The sequence below is a fragment of the Pseudoprimorskyibacter insulae genome, from assembly GCF_900302505.1.
GTDB lineage: Bacteria > Pseudomonadota > Alphaproteobacteria > Rhodobacterales > Rhodobacteraceae > Pseudoprimorskyibacter > Pseudoprimorskyibacter insulae.
Genome location: NZ_OMOJ01000001.1, coordinates 747747 through 767259 on the forward strand (window position 1 = coordinate 747747; position 19513 = coordinate 767259).

Annotated in this window: 16 protein-coding genes; 7 read left to right on the forward strand and 9 right to left on the reverse strand. The window is 61.5% G+C overall.

Annotated elements, in window-relative coordinates; translation table 11 throughout:
* The first annotated feature begins 83 nt into the window (after positions 1-83).
* Positions 84-536, forward strand: coding sequence for an SRPBCC family protein (locus PRI8871_RS03860; RefSeq protein ID WP_108884850.1), 453 nt, complete (start codon positions 84-86; stop codon positions 534-536).
* A gap of 15 nt (positions 537-551) precedes the next feature.
* Here the strand turns inward: PRI8871_RS03860 and PRI8871_RS03865 are convergent, their stop codons facing one another.
* Positions 552-1283 carry a FadR/GntR family transcriptional regulator gene (locus PRI8871_RS03865; RefSeq protein ID WP_108884851.1) on the reverse strand — a complete coding sequence of 244 codons (732 nt, stop codon included), beginning with the start codon at positions 1281-1283 and terminating at the stop codon, positions 552-554.
* A gap of 215 nt (positions 1284-1498) precedes the next feature.
* Here PRI8871_RS03865 and PRI8871_RS03870 point away from each other — a divergent pair, with 215 nt between their 5' ends.
* Together PRI8871_RS03870 and PRI8871_RS03875 are read left to right on the forward strand one after the other, a co-directional pair.
* Positions 1499-2647, forward strand: a complete 1149-nt coding sequence (locus tag PRI8871_RS03870; RefSeq protein ID WP_108884852.1) for a mandelate racemase family protein — start codon at positions 1499-1501, stop codon at positions 2645-2647.
* Between the two features lie 60 nt (positions 2648-2707).
* On the forward strand, positions 2708-4300 hold the full coding sequence (locus PRI8871_RS03875; RefSeq protein ID WP_108884853.1) for an ABC transporter substrate-binding protein: 1593 nt from the start codon (positions 2708-2710) through the stop codon (positions 4298-4300).
* Positions 4301-4455: 155 nt separating this feature from the next.
* Here the strand turns inward: PRI8871_RS03875 and PRI8871_RS03880 are convergent, their stop codons facing one another.
* The 4 genes from PRI8871_RS03880 to PRI8871_RS03895 are packed head-to-tail and all read right to left on the reverse strand — an operon-like array spanning position 4456 to position 7979.
* A complete protein-coding gene (locus PRI8871_RS03880) occupies positions 4456-5205 on the reverse strand; it encodes an ABC transporter ATP-binding protein (protein WP_108884854.1) in 750 nt (249 codons plus the stop codon).
* The gene (locus PRI8871_RS03885) at positions 5202-6050 is read right to left on the reverse strand and encodes an ABC transporter ATP-binding protein (protein ID WP_108884855.1); all 849 of its coding nucleotides are present in this window, start codon (positions 6048-6050) and stop codon (positions 5202-5204) included. The genes PRI8871_RS03880 and PRI8871_RS03885 overlap by 4 nt, the downstream gene beginning before the upstream one ends.
* Positions 6051-6054: 4 nt before the next feature.
* Positions 6055-6900: a nickel transporter permease gene (gene nikC, locus PRI8871_RS03890; protein WP_108885193.1), complete on the reverse strand. Its 846-nt coding sequence runs from the start codon at positions 6898-6900 to the stop codon at positions 6055-6057.
* Positions 6901-6956: 56 nt separating this feature from the next.
* Positions 6957-7979: an ABC transporter permease gene (locus PRI8871_RS03895; protein ID WP_108884856.1), complete on the reverse strand. Its 1023-nt coding sequence runs from the start codon at positions 7977-7979 to the stop codon at positions 6957-6959.
* Positions 7980-8153: 174 nt separating this feature from the next.
* On the opposite strand from PRI8871_RS03895, the gene PRI8871_RS03900 reads away from it, so the two are divergent.
* From PRI8871_RS03900 to PRI8871_RS03915, 4 genes are all read left to right on the forward strand, one after another.
* Complete coding sequence (locus PRI8871_RS03900) at positions 8154-8471, forward strand: cupin domain-containing protein (RefSeq protein ID WP_108885194.1); 318 nt, start codon at positions 8154-8156, stop codon at positions 8469-8471.
* 127 nt (positions 8472-8598) lie between these two features.
* On the forward strand, positions 8599-12003 hold the full coding sequence (locus PRI8871_RS03905) for a transglutaminase family protein (RefSeq protein WP_108884857.1): 3405 nt from the start codon (positions 8599-8601) through the stop codon (positions 12001-12003).
* An 11-nt stretch (positions 12004-12014) separates the two neighbouring features.
* Entirely contained in the window at positions 12015-14420 is a 2406-nt protein-coding gene (locus tag PRI8871_RS03910; RefSeq protein ID WP_108884858.1) for a circularly permuted type 2 ATP-grasp protein, read from the forward strand.
* Between the two features lie 6 nt (positions 14421-14426).
* Entirely contained in the window at positions 14427-15332 is a 906-nt protein-coding gene (locus PRI8871_RS03915; RefSeq protein WP_108884859.1) for a transglutaminase family protein, read from the forward strand.
* Here the strand turns inward: PRI8871_RS03915 and PRI8871_RS03920 are convergent.
* Genes PRI8871_RS03920 through dctP form a run of 4 tightly spaced genes read right to left on the reverse strand, consistent with a single transcriptional unit; the run spans position 15304 to position 19315 of the window.
* Positions 15304-16497 (reverse strand): cytochrome P450, encoded by a 1194-nt coding sequence (locus tag PRI8871_RS03920; protein WP_108884860.1) that lies wholly within the window; start codon positions 16495-16497, stop codon positions 15304-15306. The genes PRI8871_RS03915 and PRI8871_RS03920 overlap by 29 nt on opposite strands.
* Complete coding sequence (locus PRI8871_RS03925; RefSeq protein ID WP_108884861.1) at positions 16470-17747, reverse strand: TRAP transporter large permease; 1278 nt, start codon at positions 17745-17747, stop codon at positions 16470-16472. The genes PRI8871_RS03920 and PRI8871_RS03925 overlap by 28 nt, the downstream gene beginning before the upstream one ends.
* Before the next feature lies 1 nt (position 17748).
* The gene (locus tag PRI8871_RS03930) at positions 17749-18258 is read right to left on the reverse strand and encodes a TRAP transporter small permease (RefSeq protein WP_108884862.1); all 510 of its coding nucleotides are present in this window, start codon (positions 18256-18258) and stop codon (positions 17749-17751) included.
* A 46-nt stretch (positions 18259-18304) separates the two neighbouring features.
* Positions 18305-19315 carry a TRAP transporter substrate-binding protein DctP gene (gene dctP, locus PRI8871_RS03935; RefSeq protein WP_108884863.1) on the reverse strand — a complete coding sequence of 337 codons (1011 nt, stop codon included), beginning with the start codon at positions 19313-19315 and terminating at the stop codon, positions 18305-18307.
* Positions 19316-19513 lie beyond the last annotated feature (198 nt).

Sequence of the window (19513 nt, forward strand, 5' to 3'; positions counted from 1 at the left end):
GGTTTCGCCGCCTGCGTCTGTCCAAAGATCAGGCCGAGCTATTGGCCACGATAAAATTCCCCTGTTGTTGAAAAGGATACCCAATGGAGCTGAACGACGAAATTCTGATCGATGCCCCCAAGGACCGGGTCTATGCCGCGCTGAACGATCCCGAGATCCTGCGCCAATGCATCCCCGGCTGTGAGGAATTGATCCAGCATTCCGACACCGAACTTGAGGCGTTGGTCGTGCTGAAAGTTGGCCCGGTTAAGGCCAAGTTTTCGGGCAATGTGACGCTGGACAAATCCGGCGCACCGGATGCCTTTTCCCTGACGGGGTCGGGCAATGGCGGTGCGGCGGGCCATGCCAAGGGCGGGGCGGATGTGACCCTGACCGCGCAGGGCGATCAGACGTTGCTGTCCTATCAGGCCAAGGCCGAAATCGGCGGCAAACTGGCGCAATTGGGCAGCCGCCTGATCCAAAGTACGGCCAAGAAGCTGGCGGGCAAGTTCTTTGATAAATTCGCCGAAGTGGTCAATGCGCAGGTGTCTGCATAACGCAAAAGCCGGGGGTCAGCCCCCGGTTTTCAACAAGGCGCGATAGCGGGCCAAGCTGCCCTCTAGGTGCTGTTCCATCGCGGCTTCGGCGGCGGGGCCGTCACCGTTGATGATCGCATCGACGATGCGGTCATGTTCCTTCACGATATCGGGGTTCGGGGTATAGGCGCGGGGTTTGCCGTCATGCGCCTCAAGCTCGACCCTTGGAACGATCCCTTGCCGGATCAACGTCAGAAATTCGGGAAACCGCCGGTTCTGCGTGGCCTTGGCGATCTCCATATGAAAATCGAAATCGGCAGAGCGGGTGGATTCCCCAAGGTCAAAGCTGCTGGCGACGGCGCGGCTGGTGCGCACGATATCGTCCAGTTGCACGGCGGACCGCCGGATCGCCGCCAGACCGGCCGCGCGGATTTCAAAGGCGCTGCGCAATTCGAACATCTCGATCACGCCGGAAATCCGCTCCATATCCAGATCTGAGAATGGCTTGGCGTTGGCCTCGGGGCCCGGCTCCAGCACAAACACGCCTGAGCCTTTGCGCGCCTCGACCATGCCTTGCGACCGCAGATTGCCCAAAGCTTCGCGCACCACGGTGCGGCTGACCGAATGCTGGCGCGTCAGCTCTGCCTCGCTTGGCAGGCGGTCGCCGGGACGGAACCGCCCGGACTGGATGTCCTGCCGCAGGGCATCCGCAATCATCATCGCGCGGGTTCGCGCGGGTGGGGTCTGGGGGGCTGTGCTGCCTGTCATACGGGGCCTGTCTGCGGATCACTGGTCAGTCTGTTGTACAGGTGTTCCAAGAAAATAGAAGAGTTTCCCGCCGCTTTTCCACGGTTTCGGGGAAACTTGTCTGACACCACGTCGAAATTTTGCAGGAAAAGTTGACCGATCCAAGAATCTGTAATACAGGTTTGTGAGACAAGTTGATAAGATTGGTGCGAACCGGCACCTTGGGAGGACAGACTTTGATTATCACGGATGTTTCGGTTCGGGTTTTCAGCCACAACACGCGCCGCCATAGCGACAGCGCAGGCCACGCGCATCCCGGCCCCGTTCATCAGGTGCAGCAGGCCATTGTCACCATCCGCACCGAGGACGGCCACGAAGGCCACAGCTTTTGCCCGCCCGAGGTCGCCCGCCCGCATGTCATGGACAAGTACGTCCGCAAGGTGCTGATCGGGCAGGATCACCGCGACCGCGAACGTCTGTGGCAGGATCTGGCGCATTGGCAGCGCGGGTCGGCGGCGCAGCTGACGGATCGGACGCTGGCTGTGGTCGATTGCGCGCTGTGGGATCTGGCCGGGCGCAGCCTTGGCCAGCCGGTCTATAAGCTGATCGGCGGCTATCGCGACAAGGTGCGGGCCTATGGCTCGATCATGTGCGGCGATGAGCAGGAAGGCGGGCTTGCCACGCCCGAAGATTATGGCCGTTTCGCCGAAGCCTTGGTCAATCGCGGCTACAAAGGGATCAAGCTGCACACATGGATGCCGCCGGTGTCTTGGGCACCGGATGTGAAAATGGACCTAAAGGCCTGCGCCGCCGTGCGCGAAGCTGTTGGCCCCGATATCGCGCTGATGATCGACGCCTTCCATTGGTACAAACGATCCGACGCGTTGGAATTGGGCCGGGGTTTGGAAAAGCTGGATTTCGCCTGGATCGAAGAGCCGATGGATGAACAATCTATGTCGTCCTATCAGTGGCTTAGTGAAAATCTGGACATTCCTGTTGTCGGGCCGGAAAGCGCGGCAGGCAAGCATTGGCACCGCGCCGAATGGATCAAGTCGGGGGCCTGCGACATCCTGCGGACCGGCGTGAACGACGTCGGCGGGATCACCCCGGCGCTCAAGACCATGCACCTTGCCGAAGCCTTCGGGATGGAATGCGAAGTTCATGGCAACACCGCGATGAACCTACAGGTCGTCGCCGCCACCAAGAATTGCAAATGGTACGAACGCGGGCTGCTGCATCCGTTCCTCGAATATGACGACGGGTTCGACTACCTGAACCAGCTGTCCGATCCGATGGACCGCGACGGCTGGGTGCATGTGCCGGACCGCCCCGGATTGGGAGAGGATATCAACTTCGATCACATTGAGAACAACCGCGTGGCTTGACGGCTGCGCGAAGGGGCCACGCGCCCGAATACCCCAGATGTCATAAAGCGGGAGGAGACCATGAGACATCTTCTGACAGGCGCTGCTGTTGCAGCGCTACTGGCCACGGCTGCGCCAGTGATGGCCGAAACGCCGGGCGACCAATTGGTTGTCGGCTTCACGATGACCAACATCCTGACCATGGATCCGGCGGCAATCACCGGCGGCGAAGCGGTTCAGGTGCTGAACAACGTCTATGACGCGCTGGTCGATCTGGACCCGGACACCAAAGCGCTTCAGCCGCGCATGGCCGAAAGCTGGACCATTTCCGACGACAATCTGTCGGTGACGTTCAAGCTGCGGGAAGGGGCGAAATTTGCCTCGGGCAACCCGGTGACGGCGGCGGATGTGAAGTTCAGCTTTGACCGTTTGCTGACCCTTGGTCAGGCGCAATCTTCTGGTCTGAAAAGCCGAGGCTTTACCGCCGAAGCGATCGACCAGCACTTCGTTGTGGTGGACGATCACACGTTTCAACTCAACCTGCCGCAGCAGGACGATCCGAAGCTGATCCTGATGTATCTGGCGCAGGCTGGTGTCGGCTCGATCCTCGATAGCGCACTGGTCATGGAAAACCAGACCGATGGCGATATGGGGCAGGCTTGGCTGACCAACAACTCCGCCGGCTCGGGGGCGTTCAGCCTTGGCCAGTGGCGCGCCAATGAATATATCATCCTGACGCGCAATGATGGTTTCTGGGGCGATGCACCGGACATGAAACGCGTGCTGATGCGCCACCTGCCGGAATCGCAGTCGCAGCGTCTGGCGCTGGAACAGGGCGATCTGGACGTCGGTTTTAGCCTTGCAGCCGCCGACCTTCGGGCGCTGGATGCCAATGAGGCGATCACCGTCACCACCGTTCCCAGCGCGGGGTTCTATTACCTTTCCGTGTCGATGGAGGGCGAGCGTTATGCCAATGACAAGGTGCGTGAAGCGCTGCGTTATCTGATTGATTACAAGGGCATCAATTCGGCCATTATGCCGTTCTTCGGGGTCGAACGTCAGCGCCCGATCAACACCGGCGCCTTCAGCTCGCTTGCCGATCCGGGCTATACGCTGGACATCGAAAAGGCCAAGGCCCTGCTGGCCGAAGCGGGCTATCCCGATGGGTTTGACACCACGCTGCGCGTAATCTCGACCCAGCAATTCCTTGACGCGGCAACCGCCATTCAAGGCACGCTGGCACAGGCGGGCATCAACGCCGAGATCATCACCGGCGATGGCGGCCAGATCTACGGCGCGATGCGTGCACGGGAATTCGAACTGTTGGTCGGTCGCGGCGGCGGCGGTCAGCAGCCGCACCCGGATTCCAACCTGCGGGCTTTGGTCTATAACCCGGACAACTCCAAGGATGCGGGCCTGACCAACTACCAAAGCTGGCGCACCAGCTATCAGGACGTGGAACTGAACGCCAAGATCGAAGCGGCCCTGATCGAACGCAACCCCGAGGCGCAGCTGGCCCAATACGAAGAGATCCAGCGCCTGATTGATGCCAAGGTGACCTCGATCCAGCCGTTCTCGGAGCGGGTGGTGACGGCGGCCTATCAGGCTGATGTGTCGGGCGTCATCATTGACCCGTGGGTGTCGCGGTTCGAAGATGTAACCAAGTCGCGCTAAGCGACCCGGTAAGACAGGCAAGGCGCGGTCCGAAAGGGCCGCGCCTTTTTGCGTTGGCGGTGGGTCGACAACGGCGGCGGATCGAAACGGACGGCAGCAAAAAGCCCCCGGTGAAACACCGGGGGCACGCGCCGCGATATCAGGTCAGGGAGCCCCTACATCGCCGCTTGTTCATAGGTCAGGCTGGCCCCGATCAGTTCCTGCGCGTAGGGGGCCTTGGCGGTTCCGTCCAAGATCGCATCGCGCGGCAGAACCTCGACAATGTCGCCGGTCTTCATCACCGCAAAGCGGTCGCACATATGGTCGATCACTGCCAGATCATGGCTAACCATCAGATAGGTAAACCCCTTTTCGTCGCGCAGCCGTTGCAGCAGGTTCAGGATTTCGGCCTGAACCGACACATCCAGCGCCGATGTGGGTTCGTCCAGAAACAACACATCCGGCTCAAGGATCAGGGCGCGGGCAATGGCGACGCGCTGCCGCTGACCGCCTGACAGTTGGTGCGGGTAGCGGTCCAGAAATTCGACCGGCAGGCCCACATCAATCAGCGCTTGGCGCATGCGGGCCTCTTGTTCGCCGATGCCGTGAATGCGCAGCGGTTCGGCCAGAACGGTGCGCACCGAATGGCGCGGGTGCAGCGACCCGTAGGGATCTTGAAACACCATTTGCAGCACGCGGCACCGCTCCATCGGGTCCATCGACCGCACGCTTTGCCCGCCAATCAGCACATCACCCGTCCAGCCTTTGTACAGCATCGAGGCGCAGCGCAGGATCGTCGATTTGCCCGACCCGGATTCCCCCACCAGCCCAAAGCATTCGCCCGAGGCGACGCTCAGGCTGACATCGTTCAGAACGGTCGTGCCGCCAAAGCGGATTGTCATGTCTTGGATGACGACGGGCTTCATAGCGCGGCTCCTTGCGGCTGGGTCCAGGATGGGTCGCGGGCCAGAACGGGCAGGGGTTGGCGCGATCCGCCGATGCGTGGCTGGGCGGCCAACAGACCACGCGTGTAGGGGTGTTGGGCCTTGTCCAGATCGGCGGCGTTCAGCGCCTCGACCACGCGGCCTGCATACATGATCAGAACCCGGTCACAGAAATTGCGCACCAAGTTCAGATCGTGTGAAATCATGATCAGGCCAATGCCCTGTTCGCGCACCAGATCGTCAAGAATTTTAAGGACTTGTAGGCGAACCGTGACATCCAGCGCCGATGTTGGCTCATCCGCGATCACCAAATCGGGCGAGGTCAGCAACATCATGGCAATCATGATCCGCTGGCCCATCCCGCCCGAGACTTCGTGGGGATACAGGTCATATACGCGCTCGGGTTCACGGATCTGAACGGCGTCCAGCATAGCAATGGCTTTGGCGCGGGCCTCGGCCTTGGATGCGCGGACATGGGTGCGATACGCCTCGGCCACCTGATCGCCACAGCGCCGGATGGGGTTGAGCGAAAACTTCGGGTCTTGCAGGATCATCGACATCCGCGCCCCGCGCACCGCAAGCATTTTCCGTTCGGATGCGCCTAGTAGGTCCACGTCCTCGAACTGCATCCGGTCTGCGGTCACGCGGGCCGAGGGCAAAAGCCGCATCAAGGCGCGGCCCACCGTCGATTTGCCCGACCCGCTTTCGCCAACAATGCCCAGCCGTTCGCGGCCAAGCTGAAAGCTGACGTCTTGCACCGACGGGGCAGGGGCGCCGCCATAATGCACGGTCAGGTTTTGAACGTCCAAGATTGGGGATTGGTTCATTGCCTTACCTCCGGTTCATTTGTTTGGGGTCCAGCGCATCGCGAAGACCGTCGCCCAGCAGATTGAAGGCCAGACTGACGCATAGAATGGCGAGGCCGGGGAAGGTGACCAGCCACCAGCTGTCGATCATGTATCGGCGGCCCGTGGCGATCATCGCGCCCCATTCGGGCATCGGCGGCTGCGCGCCCAGCCCCAGAAAGCCAAGCCCGGCGGCGGTCAGGATCACGGTCGCCATGTTCAGCGTCAGACGGATCAGAACCGAAGGCAGGCACATCGGCACAATAGACCGCCAGATGATCCGCGCGGGGCTGGCCCCTTGCAGACGTGCGGCGGCGATGTAATCGGCGCTGCGGAAGGTCATCGTCTCGGCCCGTGCAAGGCGGGCGATGGGCGGCCAAGCGGTCAGCGAAATCGCGATGATGGCGTTGTTCAGGCTTGGCCCAAGCGCGGCGACGAAGGCAAGGCTTAGGATAAGCGACGGAAACGACAGGAAAATGTCGGTAATCCGCATCAGGATCATATCAACCCGGCCACCGAAATACCCGGCGACCGTTCCAACGAACAGGCCGATTGGCCCCACGACGATCGTTACAAGGAAGATGATCGTCAGGGTGATCCGCGCCCCATAAACCAGACGGCTAAAGATATCGCGGCCCAGCTCATCCGTGCCGAACAGATGCCCCATGGACGGCGGTTGTAGGGTGTTCTGCAAATCCTGCGCATAGGGCGAGTGCGGCGCTAGGATTGGCGCGGTCAAGGCCACAAGGATCAACAGCGCCAGCACCACCAGCCCAAAGGCCGAGGTTGGTTTGCGGGCCAGATAGGTGACGATGTTCAGGCTGGCCTGCATCCATTGCGGGCGGGTGCGCCCCGTCTGAGACGAAAGAGATTGGCTCTGGTCCATGGTCAACGGGTCCTTGGGTCGAATACGCGGTAAAGCAGGTCTGACAGCAGGTTCAGCCCGACAAAGATCAGCCCGACGATCAGCACGCAGGTCATCACGGCATTCATGTCGCCGATCAGCAGGTTCGAGGTCAGGTATTGGCCAAATCCGGGCCATGCAAAGACGGTCTCGATCAAGACCGCGCCTTCCAGCAATGCGCCATAGGCCAGCGCGACGATGGTCACCAATTGCACGCGAATATTGCCAAAGGCATGGCCCCAAACAGTGCGGCGGCGGCTAAGGCCCTTGACGCGGGCGGTGGTGATATATTCCTGATTTAGCTGGTCGAGCATGAAGCTGCGCGTCATGCGGGTGATATACGCGGAAGAGCTATAGCCCAGCAGCGAGGCAGGCAGCACGATATGGTTGATGGCACTGCGGAACACTTCCCATTCGCCAGCCAAGGCGCTGTCGATCAACAGGAAATTCGTCCGTTCCGGCACTAGGCCGATGTAGAACTGGCTCATCCTGCCAGAGCCGCCGACCCAGCCCAGCCCGGCGTAGAACATCAAAAGGCCAATCATCCCGGTCCAGAAAATCGGCATGGAATGGCCCATCAGGCTAAAGACACGGATGATGTGATCGGCCAGCTTATCCTTGTTGACCGCCGCCAGAACGCCCAAGGGCACGCCGATGCCCGCGCCAAAGATGATGGCGAAGGTGGCCAGTTCAATGGTGGCGGGCAGCACATGCAGGATGTCCTGCAACACCGGCTGGCCAGTGCGGATCGAGGTGCCGAAATCCAGCCGCAGAACGTCCCACAGATAGATGAAGAACTGTTCCCACATGGGGCGGTCCAGCCCAAGCTGACGATAGACCGTCTCATAGACTTCTTTTGTGGCCTCTTCGCCAACCATGGCGCGGACCGGGTCAACCGGCATCATGCGGCCAATGACAAACGTCAGGATCAGCAAGCCGAACAGCGTGACAAGAATAGATCCAAGTTGCCCCAAACTTGCGGACACTCGGGGGGGTAATCGTTTCATGCCAGCTTGCCTCCTCATTCTGGCCGGACGGAACAGGTTGCGCGACCTGTATGATATGTTGTACTACTTGTTATACAGAAATGGTATCTGTCAAGTCAGCATCGGCAAAACGGGCCATTTTTCATCAAATTTCAGGGCAAAAGGGTAAGCGCCCGCCCAATGCAGGAGATCGCAATGCAGCAAACTGAGTTCCCAGAGGTCGCCAGCGGCGAAGGTGTCACGCGTCAGGTTTTGGCAGATTCTGCCGAATTGATGGTGGTGGCCTTCCGGTTTCAAAAGGGCGGGCAAGGCAGCCTGCACAGCCACCCGCATGTGCAATCGACCTATGTTCACAGCGGCAAATTCCGCTTTTATCTCAATGGCACCAGTTTCGAGGTTGCGGCGGGCGATAGTTTCGTGATCCCGTCGGGGGCGGAACATGGCTGCGATTGCCTAGAGGCCGGGCAGCTGATTGATTGCTTTACCCCGCGCCGGGATGACTTTCTGCCCTAGGTCTGCCCAAAAATCTGGCAGACCTGCACGGATTGAGTGCAGAATCCTTTGCGTTGCGGGGCCACTGGTTTACAGGCGGAGTGAATTCCGGCTGAAACAATTTAAAGACGCGGCGCGAAGGAAGACCATGGCGATCACGGCGAGCATTCATCACCTGACCCACTATAAATATGACCGTCCGGTCACGTTGGGGCCTCAGATCATCCGGTTGCGCCCCGCGCCACATTCGCGCACGCGGGTTATTTCGCATTCGCTCAAGGTCAGCCCCGGCGGGCATTTCGTCAACCATCAGCAAGACCCCTATGGCAACTGGCTGGCGCGCTTCGTCTTTCCCGAACCGGTGACCGAGTTGAAGATCGAAGTGGATCTTGTGGCGGATATGACCGTCTACAACCCGTTCGATTTCTTTGTCGATGATCGGGCCAAGGCCTTCCCCTTCGACTATGGGCTTGATTTCGAAGAAGACCTCAGCATCTACCGCACCCCGGATGAGGCCGGGCCGCTGTTGGAAGAACTGTTGCGCGGGGTCGCTAAAAAGGCCGAAAGCACGGTCGATTTCCTTGTCGATCTGAACATGAAACTGCAACAGCGGATCGGCTATGTGATCCGGTTGGAACCGGGGGTGCAAACGCCCGAGGAAACGCTGCACATCGGCAAGGGCTCGTGCCGCGATACATCGTGGCTGCTGGTGCAGGTCTTGCGGCACTTGGGCTTTGCGGCGCGGTTCGTGTCTGGCTATCTGATCCAGTTGAAGCCTGATCTGGTCTCGCTTGATGGTCCGGCGGGCACCGATCACGATTTCACCGACCTGCACGCTTGGTGCGAGGTGTTTCTGCCCGGTGCGGGGTGGATCGGGCTTGATCCGACATCTGGGCTGTTGACGGGCGAAAGCCATATTCCGCTGGCCGCAACGCCGCATTACCGCAACGCCGCGCCGATTGTCGGCGGGTACAATGGCCACCCGGACACCAAGATCGACTTTGACTTTGCGATGACCGTGTCGCGGATTGCCGAACATCCGCGCATCACCAAACCCTTCTCGGATGAGGCATGGGATGCGCTGGATGCGCTTGGCCGCAAGGTCGATGAGGCGCTGACCGAACAGGATATGCGCCTGACCATGGGCGGCGAGCCGACCTTCGTGTCGATCGACGATTTCCAGTCTGACGAATGGAACACCGCCGCCGTTGGCCCCACCAAGCGCGACCGCGCCGATGTGCTGATCCGCAAGCTGCGCAACCAATTCGCGCCGGGCGGGTTCCTGCATTACGGGCAGGGCAAGTGGTATCCGGGCGAGACGCTACCGCGCTGGACCTTCTCGCTCTATTGGCGGCGCGATGGGAAACCGGTTTGGAAGAACGCCGAACTGGTCGCGCGTGAGGACAACAAAGGCACTGTCACGGCCGATGATGCCGGCAAATATATGCAGACCTTTGCCCGCAATCTGGGCGTAGGCGGCGAATTCGTGCATGATGCTTATGAAGATCCGGTCGAATGGATCCTCAAAGAGGCCGATTTGCCCGCCAACGTCACCCCCGAGGACAATCGCCTGAAAGACCCCGAGGCGCGGGCGCGGATCGCCCGTGTGTTCAACCGGGGCCTTGACACGGCTGCGGGATTCATCCTGCCGCTCCAGCGCTGGCAGTCGAAGGCGTCAAGCGGATGGCGGTCGGAAAAATGGCGCACGCGGCGCGGGCATATTTTCTTGGTTCCGGGCGATAGCCCTGTTGGTTTCCGCCTGCCGCTTGGGTCGCTGCCCCATATTCCTGCCTCGTCCTACCCGTATCTGTACCCCGCCGATCCTTCGATCCCGCGCGCGGTCATGCCGGATTTTCACGCTGAAAACGAAAAGCGCCGTCTGGCGATCTTGGCTGAGTTGGAACGTATCGCCGCCGAAGAGGCCGCAACCTTGCCCGAGGTGACTCCGGGCCATACGCAACCCGCCGAGGAAAAGGGCGAACAGGTGCGCCGCCAACGCGTGATGGAGCAGGGCGTCGACCCCGCAGGCGGGCAAGTGCGCACCGCCATCGCGATGGAGCCGCGCGACGGCCATCTGTGCCTGTTCATGCCGCCGACCGAAACGCTTGAAGATTACCTGGAACTTCTGGCCGTGGCCGAGGCCAGCGCCGAGGAACTGGGCCTGCCGATCCATATCGAGGGGTATTCCCCACCGCAGGACTGGCGCTTGAACGTCATCAAGGTTGCGCCCGATCCCGGTGTGATCGAGGTGAACATTCATCCCGCGTCGAACTGGGATGAGTGCGTCGAGATCACCAAAGGCGTCTACGAGGCCGCGCGGGAAACGCGCCTTGGGGCCGATAAGTTCATGATCGACGGGCGCCACACCGGCACCGGCGGTGGCAACCACGTGGTTGTTGGGGGCCTCACGCCCGATGACAGCCCGTTCTTGCGCCGCCCCGATCTGCTCAAGTCGATCATCCTGCATTGGCAGCGGCATCCGTCGATGTCTTACCTGTTCTCGGGCCTGTTCATCGGTCCCACCTCGCAGGCCCCGCGCATCGACGAGGCGCGACATGACACGCTTTATGAGCTGGAAATTGCGCTATCCCAAATCCCCAGCCCCGAGGAGGGCACACCGCCCCAGCCATGGCTGACGGACCGTTTGCTCCGCAACATCCTGATTGATGTGACGGGCAACACCCACCGAGCGGAAATCTGCATTGACAAGATGTTCTCGCCCGATGGGCCGACCGGCCGTCTTGGGCTGGTCGAATTCCGCGGCTTTGAAATGCCGCCCGACGCCAAGATGAGCCTTGCTCAGCAGGTGCTGATCCGGGCGCTTCTGGCGCGGTTCTGGAAGTCGCCGCTGCAGGGCAAACCCGTGCGTTGGGGCACGACCCTGCATGACCGGTTCATGCTGCCCTATTTCGTCTGGCAGGACTTCATGGATGTGCTGCGCGATCTTGGGGACCACGGCTTTGCCTTCCGCCCAGACTGGTACGAGGCGCAGAAAGAGTTCCGCTTCCCCTTCGCGGGCGAGGTTGAATATGACGGCGTGCATCTGGAACTGCGCCAAGCTTTGGAGCCGTGGCATGTGATGGGCGAACGCGGCGCAATCGGTGGAACCGTTCGCCATACCGATAGTTCTGTTGAACGGCTGCAAGTGCAGCTGACCGCAACAGAGCCGGAGCGTTTCATCGTGACATGTAATCAACGGCCTGTCCCATTGGCCAAAACGGGGGAATCCGGCGTCCGGGTGGGCGGCGTGCGCTTCAAGGCGTGGCAACCAGCCGAGGCGCTGCATCCGGTGCTGCCCGTGAACGCTCCGCTGACCTTTGACATCTTCGACACATGGTCGGGGCGGGCGCTGGGGGGCTGCACCTATCACGTCGCGCATCCCGGCGGGCGCAGCTATGATACCTTCCCGGTCAACACCAACGAAGCCGACGCTCGCCGTCTGGCGCGGTTCGAAAAGCAGGGCCACACGGCCGGCAGCTACTGGCCAGCACCGGAACAAACGCATCCTGAATTCCCGATGACCCTTGACCTGCGACGCGCGCAGGGGATTTGATCCGTGGGGACATGTCTCAGAATGAACCGACCCCGCAGGACGACCCCGTCCTGACCTTGATTGATGGCTACGCCCCCCCAAAGGGCGTGGCCGATGAGCTTTTGCAGGCCAATGGTCAGCTGCGCCCGGTGTGGCAGGGGTTCTTGCAACATCTGGCCGCGCAATCGCCCGAAGGTCGGGACGCAGCCTTTGCCCGAGGCGATCAATACCTGCATGACGAGGGCGTGTATTACCGCAAATATTCCGCTGAAGGCTCGGTCGAGCGGGATTGGCCCCTCAGCCATATCCCGGTGATCATCGGCGCGAATGACTGGGCCAACCTGACCGCAGGCATCGTCCAACGGGCCGAATTGCTGGAAAAGGTCATGGCGGATCTTTACGGGCCTGCCACCTTGATCGAGCGGGGATTGTTGCCGCCCGAATTGGTCGCGCAAAATCCCGAATGGCTGCGCCCCTTGGTGGGGGTGACGCCACCATCGGGGCATCATCTGCATTTCATCGCGTTGGAATTGGGCCGGTCTCCGGATGGCAGCTGGTTCGTTCTGGGCGACCGGACGCAGGCCCCATCCGGCGCGGGCTTTGCGCTTGAAAACCGGGTCGCGGCCACCCGCGTCTTCCGAGAGGCGTTGTCCGATGCCAATGTGCTGCGGCTGGCGGGATTTTTCCGGCATTTCCGCGATGCGCTGCTGGGGCTGCGCACCAATGGGCAAGGGCGCGTGGGCATTCTGACGCCGGGCCAGCATACGGACACCTATTTCGAACACGCCTATATCGCCAGCTATCTGGGGTTCATGCTGCTGGAATGCGAAGACCTGTCGGTCATCGATGGGCAATTGCAGGTGCGTACCACCGACGGGTCGGAGCCGATCAGCGTGCTGTGGCGGCGTCTGGACAGCCGCTTTGCCGATCCGCTGGAACTGGATGAAACCTCGGCGCTGGGAACGCCCGGCATGGTGTCGGCGCTGCGCACCGGGGCGTTGAACATGGTCAATTGCCTTGGCTCGGGCGTGCTGGAAACCCGCGCGATGTTGGCCTTTTTGCCCAAGATCTGCGAGGCGCTGATGGATGCGCCGCTGATCCTGCCCAATATCGCGACATGGTGGTGCGGGCAGACCAAGGAACAGGATTACGTTCGCAAGAATTTGGAGCGGATGTTGATTGGCCCCGCGCTATCCACCCGGTTGCCCTTTGACATGGACACCGGCACTGTTCTGGGGGGGCGGGCGATGGACGATCAAACCGGGCCGGTCGATGACTGGCTGTCGCGCAATGGTCCGCAGCTTGTCGGGCAAGAGGCCGTGTCGCTATCGACCACGCCCGCCATGGTCGATGGCCGCCTTGCGCCGCGCCCGATGGTGCTACGGGTCTATGCCGCCCGCACGCCGGATGGTTGGACGGTGATGCCCGGCGGCTATGCTCGCATCGGCGCGACCGAAGATCCAACGGCCTTGGCCATGCAGTCGGGCGGGTCGGTCGCGGATGTGTGGGTGGTGTCTGACAGGCCGGTCAAGATGGACACCCTCAATGCCCCGCCCACGGGCGCATTCGTTCGCCACCAACCGGGTGCCTTGCCTGCGCGGGCGGCGGACAATCTGTTCTGGCTGGGCCGGAATGTCGAACGCGCCGAGGCGGGCGTGCGCCTTGCCCGCGCCTTTCACCGGCGGTTGGATACGTTCGGGCCGGACGCGCTGCCACTGGTTGAAAGCCTGCGCCAGTATATGGAACCGCGCGGCCTGTCCCCCGATCAGGGCATGCCCGACGGGTTGCTTGACCTGTTCGCGCTGGCCCGCGACAATGCCGGAAAGGTGCGTGACCGGTTTTCGCAAGATGGCTGGAACGCGCTGAAAGATCTGGAAAATACCGCCAAGGATTTCGCCACCCGTGTCCAGCCCGGCGATGATGCGGCATCTGCCATGGGGGTGTTGCTGCGTAAGATCGGCGGGTTCTCGGGCTTGGTGCATGAAAACATGTTCCGCTCGGACGGGTGGCGCTGCCTGACCATTGGCCGCGCCTTGGAACGGGCGCAGCAGATCACATCGCTGCTCGAGGTATTCGCCGCCCCCGAAGCCCCCTATGGCGGCTATGATGTGGCGGTAGAGCTGGGCGATAGCGTCATGACCCATCGCCGCCGCTATTCGGTGGAAACCAACCGCAATACCGTGATCGACCTTATGGCGCTGGATTTGGACAACCCGCGATCTTTGGTGTTTCAGGTGCAGCGCATCCAAGATGAAGAGGCCAAGCTGGCAGGCGAGGACGCTCAGCGCCCGGCGGATGAGGCCGCACGACTGATCCTGCAACTACGCACCGATTTGGCCGTGGCCCAGCCACAAGACCTGACGGCGGATCGGTTTGCTGCGATCTTCCAATCCTTGATCCAGATCTCAGACGCGCTGACGCGCCGCTATTTCAGCTAGGGCGCCATGCTGTACGATATCACGCTTCGGATCATTTACCGATACGCCACCCCAGCCGCCAGCGCCCGCACCATCCTGCGGATGCAGCCCCGCCAAGCGCCGGATCAGCGCATGATTCAAGGCTTGATTGACTGCAACCCGGTCCCGTTCGCGCGACGTGACAGGCTGGATTTCTACGGCAATCCGCTGGTCGAAATGGCCCACCAAGACGCGCTGAGCGAGGTGGAATTCAAGTTCAAAGGCCGGGTTGAACGGCTGATCGCGGATCGCGGGCTGGATCTGTCCGGGCCGTGGCAGGGCATCGGCCAAGAGGTGGCGGCGGTGGCCAGCCTGTCGCCGGACGCGCCGCATCACTTTCTGGGGCCTTCGCCGCGCATCCCGTATGAACCGGCGATAGCCGGTTTCGCGCAGGAGGTGGTGCAGCCGGATATGTCCGCGCTGGACGCCGCGCGGGCGGTCAGCAACGCCATTCATGACGCCTTTGCCTTTGATGCCGAGGCGACGGATGTCAGCACATCCCCGGCCGAGGCGTTTGAGGCCCGGCGCGGCGTTTGTCAGGACTTTACGCATGTGGCCATTGCCGCCCTGCGCAGTCTGGGCATTCCGGCGGGCTATGTGTCGGGGTTCCTGCGGACCGAGCCGCCCGAAGGCCAACCGCGACTGGAAGGGGCCGATGCCATGCATGCTTGGGTGCGGGCATGGTGCGGGAAAGATGCAGGCTGGCATGAGTTTGATCCAACCAACGCCATCGACGTGGCGGGCGACCATGTGGTGGTCGCCTATGGCCGCGATTATTCCGACGTGGCCCCGGTGAAAGGCGCGATGCGATCCGCCGGATCGCACAGCACCTTGCAACAGGTCGATATGATCCCGGTGGAACCGGTCAGCGCAGCGTCAGACGCAGCGACGTAACCCCGTATTCCGTCCAACGCGCCCAAACCGCATCGCCATGCAGCGCCAATTTCGGCGCCGATAGTAGCGTGTCCAGCGTGATACGCGTTTGCAGTTTGGCCATGGCCACGCCCAGACACATATGCGGGCCGATGCCAAAGGCCACGTGCCGGTTCGGCTTGCGGTCGGGGACAAAGGACATGGGATCGTCAAACACATCCGCATCGCGGTTGGCCGACAGAAAGTTCAACGCGACCGGGCAGCCTTGGTGAATGGGCGTATCGCCAATCGCGGTGTCCTTGGTCGCCACCCGCACCAACGCTTGGTTTGAGGAATAGAACCGCAACAGCTCTTCGATCAGCGGTTTTTCCAGCGCGGGGTCATCGCGCCGCCGGGCAAGGTGATCGGGGTGGGTGGCCATGTGCCACGCGACCGAGCACAGGAAATTGCGCGGCACCACATGTCCGCCGATCAGCATCAGCCGCACCATGCCGGACAGCTCCTCAGCGGTATAACGCCCGCCCTCGGCCTCATAGCCCATCAGACCGGTGACGATATCGGTCTCAGGGTCGCGCGGCGCGGTCTGGCGGTTTTCCACCAAGCGCACGGCGAATTCGTCGACCTGACGGCTGAGGCCACCCGCGCGGGGCAGATCCTCGGATTGTACGGCCTCGACGTATTCGTGGCTCAGGCGTCCGACCTCATGCGCCTCGGCCTCATCCAGCCCGATCAGAATGCCCAAGGCCCCTTGGGTAAACGGCTCGGCGAACTGGCGGGCGAAATCAATCGGGCCGTCCTGCGCCAGAAGATCCGCGAACAGCCGCTCCGACAGGGCGCGCAGGGCCGGCTCATAGGTGCGGATCTTGTTTTCCTTGAAAAACAGGTTCAGCCCCTTGCGATATCGGTCGCTTTCGGGCGGGTCTTTTTGCAAGGGCAGGCGCGGCAGTCCTTTGCGCGGGCTGGACGGGATGACCGTCATGCGCGTTGCGGTAAAGGTTTCGGGGTCGCGGCTTGCGGCCACCACATCGGCGTAACGCATCAGGGTATAGAACCCGCCCCACCTGTTTGACCAAGCCACCGGCGCCGCGCTGCGCAGGCGCTCATGCGCGGCGGGGTAGTCGGCCAGTTCGGCATCGCCAATCGGATCCCAATCCGGTTTCAGTTCATCAGTAATGTCGGAAGCCAAAGCGAAATCTCCGGGATATAGGTAATAAGGATCAAGAACACGGCCATCAGCGCCACGAAGGGCAACATCCCGCGCACGGCCTCAGACATTGGGGCCTTGGCGATCGAGGACAGAACGAACAGGTTCAGCCCGATTGGCGGCGTCAGGAAGGCGATCTCCATATTGACGATCAGCACGATACCAAAATGGACAGGGTCGATGTTCAACTGTGACAGCACCGGCAGAACGATGGGCGTGACGATCAGCATCACCGCGACGGCATCCAGAAACATGCCAAGGATGATCATCAGGATGTTCAGCGCCAGCAGGAACTGCCACGCTTCAAGGTCCAGTGCGATGGCCAGATTGACCAAGGCCGTCGGGATGCCCGATCCGGTGATCCAATGGGCAAACAGCAGGGCGAACATGACGATGAAGGTCACGGCACTGGCCGATTTCATCCCCTCGGTCGCCATTTTGAACAGATCCTGCGGGCGCACTTCGCGGTAGACCAACATCGCCACCAAAACCGATGCCACGGCGGCCACGCCCGCGCTTTCGGTCACGGTGGTGTAGCCCGAATAGATCCCGGCAAAGACCGATAGCGGAATGGCCACCGCAGGCAGCGCACGCAGGTTCTTTGAGATGAATTCAGACCGGGTGGCCCGGTTGGCCGAGGCATAGCCCTTGCGGCGCGAATAGAAGATCACCCAAAGGCCCAGCATCACCGCCTGTAGCAGGCCGGGCAGAACCCCCGCCAGAAACAGGCGCGGTACCGACAGTTCGGCAATCAGGCCGTAAAGGATCATCGACAGCGATGGCGGGATCAGGATGCCCATTGTCCCCGATGCGCCCACCAGACCCAGCGCAAAGGGCCGGTCATAGCCCCGTGCCACCATAGCCGGGATCAGGAAGGTGCCCATGGCCATGGCGGTGACAACCGATGACCCGGAAATCGCGGCAAACAGCGTGGTCGCGATCACGGCGACCAGCCCCAGCCCCCCGCGCATATGGCCGACCCAAGTCTCGGCGGCCTCGATGATAATGCGGGCGATGCCGCCCTTTTGCATGAAGGTCGCGGCCAGAACAAAGAACGGCACGGCCAGAAAGGTGGTTGAATTGATCCCGTTGATCGAATGGGCGGCGGCATCCATCAGAGGGCGACCCTCGAAGGCGATCATCACCAGCGCGGTGGCCCCGAGCGAGACAAAGATCGGCGCACCAAGCGCCATCAGCGCCAGCATGCCCAATAGTCCGATAAGTGCGTCCATGTCAGTGCCCCTCGGCGTCGGTTGGGCTTCCGAAGGGGCGCTGCCCGTCCAGCAGCATCAAGCCCACGCGGCCCAAGATCAGCGCCATGCCAACGGGCAGGGCAAGAAACACGGCATAGCCTTGCTGAACCCGCAGCGACGAGGCCGACCGCTCATCCAGCAACAGGGCGAAATCAAAGGCTTGCTTGCCGTAAAATAGCATCGCGGCGCAAAAGCCTACGGCCAGCGCGGTCATCGCCCAGCCCAGACCATTGCGGACCGGGGCGGGCAGGGCTGCGACAAACACCTCGGTGTAGATGTGCCGGCCTTCCGCCACGAGCGACGATCCGCATAAGACGGTGGCCCAGATAATTCCGTAAAGCGCCACCTCTTCGGCCCAGTCAACGGCATAGATCGGGGCAAAGGCCCGCACCGCCGCACCGCCCAGAAAAACCAGCAACGCGCCAAGGATCAGCACCCCCACCAGAAAGGTTTCCAGGCGGGTCCAATAGGTTTGTATTTTCGAGATCATGTCATGCCCAATGTGTCGGCGGGGCCAAGGCGGCCCCGCCTTGGGTTCAGTTTCCGTTCAGCGCGGCCGAAACGCGCGCCACGTAATCGGCATCCATGCCGCCATCGGCAACGATCTTGTCCTGCGCTGCGATCATCTTGGCCCGCATGGCCGTGATGTCATCTTCGGACGGGTCGTGATAAGTTACGCCGTTGTCTTCGTTGACTTTACGGGCATCGGCCAGCTCTTGTGCGGAATAATCCCGCGCCCAGCCAACCACGTCACCCCATGCGGCCAGAACGGTTGCACGGTCTTCGTCCGACAGCTTGGCCAGCGCCGCCTTGGAGGCCAGCGGGATATAGACGCCCCAGCCTGCGTTATCGGCAAAGGCGTTGTCGATCCCGGCCTCCCAAAGCTTGCCGCCTTTGATTGTCAGATCGGTGACCGACCCCAGCCCGTCAATTTGGCCTTGGGTCAATTGCAGCACGATTTCAGACCGCGGCGTTGCCTGCGGGGCGGCACCCAGTTCCTTCATGATGGCAACCACAACGGGCGACGGTGGCGTTGCCAGCTTCACGCCTGCCAGATCGCCATAGGTGGCCACCACTTTGCCCGCCGTATAGGCCGAGTTGTTGGGCGCGAATTCGAAATGCCCGCCATCGGGAATAACGATGCCTTTCTTTTCGACCATGCCCCACAGCTCATCGCCCAAGGGGCCGTCCAGAATGCCGCGCACATCGTCGCGGGTGGCGCCAAAGAACATCGGCAGGGTGATCACGCTCAGGTTCGGCTCAAACCGGCTGAGGGTCGGCGAGGCTTGGATCGACAGATCCAGCGCACCCGAGGCCAGCGCCCGGATCGCATCAGCCGACTTATAAAGTTGCGCCGCCGGGAAAACGTTGACGGTGATATCGCCGCCCGAGCGGGTGGCAATCGCCTCGGCCCATTTTTCGGCGGCCAGGTTGCGAACATGGCCCGGCGGTGTTTCCACCGACAGGCGCAATTCGGTTGCCAGTGCCATGCCCGCCGCGCCAACAAACAGCGCCGCCATGGCGGTGGTTTTCAAGAAATCCTTCATGGTCTCCTCCCTAAAGGTATGACTGTGCCGGGCGTTGCCGGGGTGGTCTGGGCCTTTTCACTGCCGGGGCCCCGGCAAATCTGAGCCTCTTGATAGTTCACATGATTAACTAATATCGGATTCTGTCAATCATGTTTTGCATCTTAGGGGTTGATTTTCGTTAATTGTGGAAACCATTCTTGGCAAAACTCTGAACCA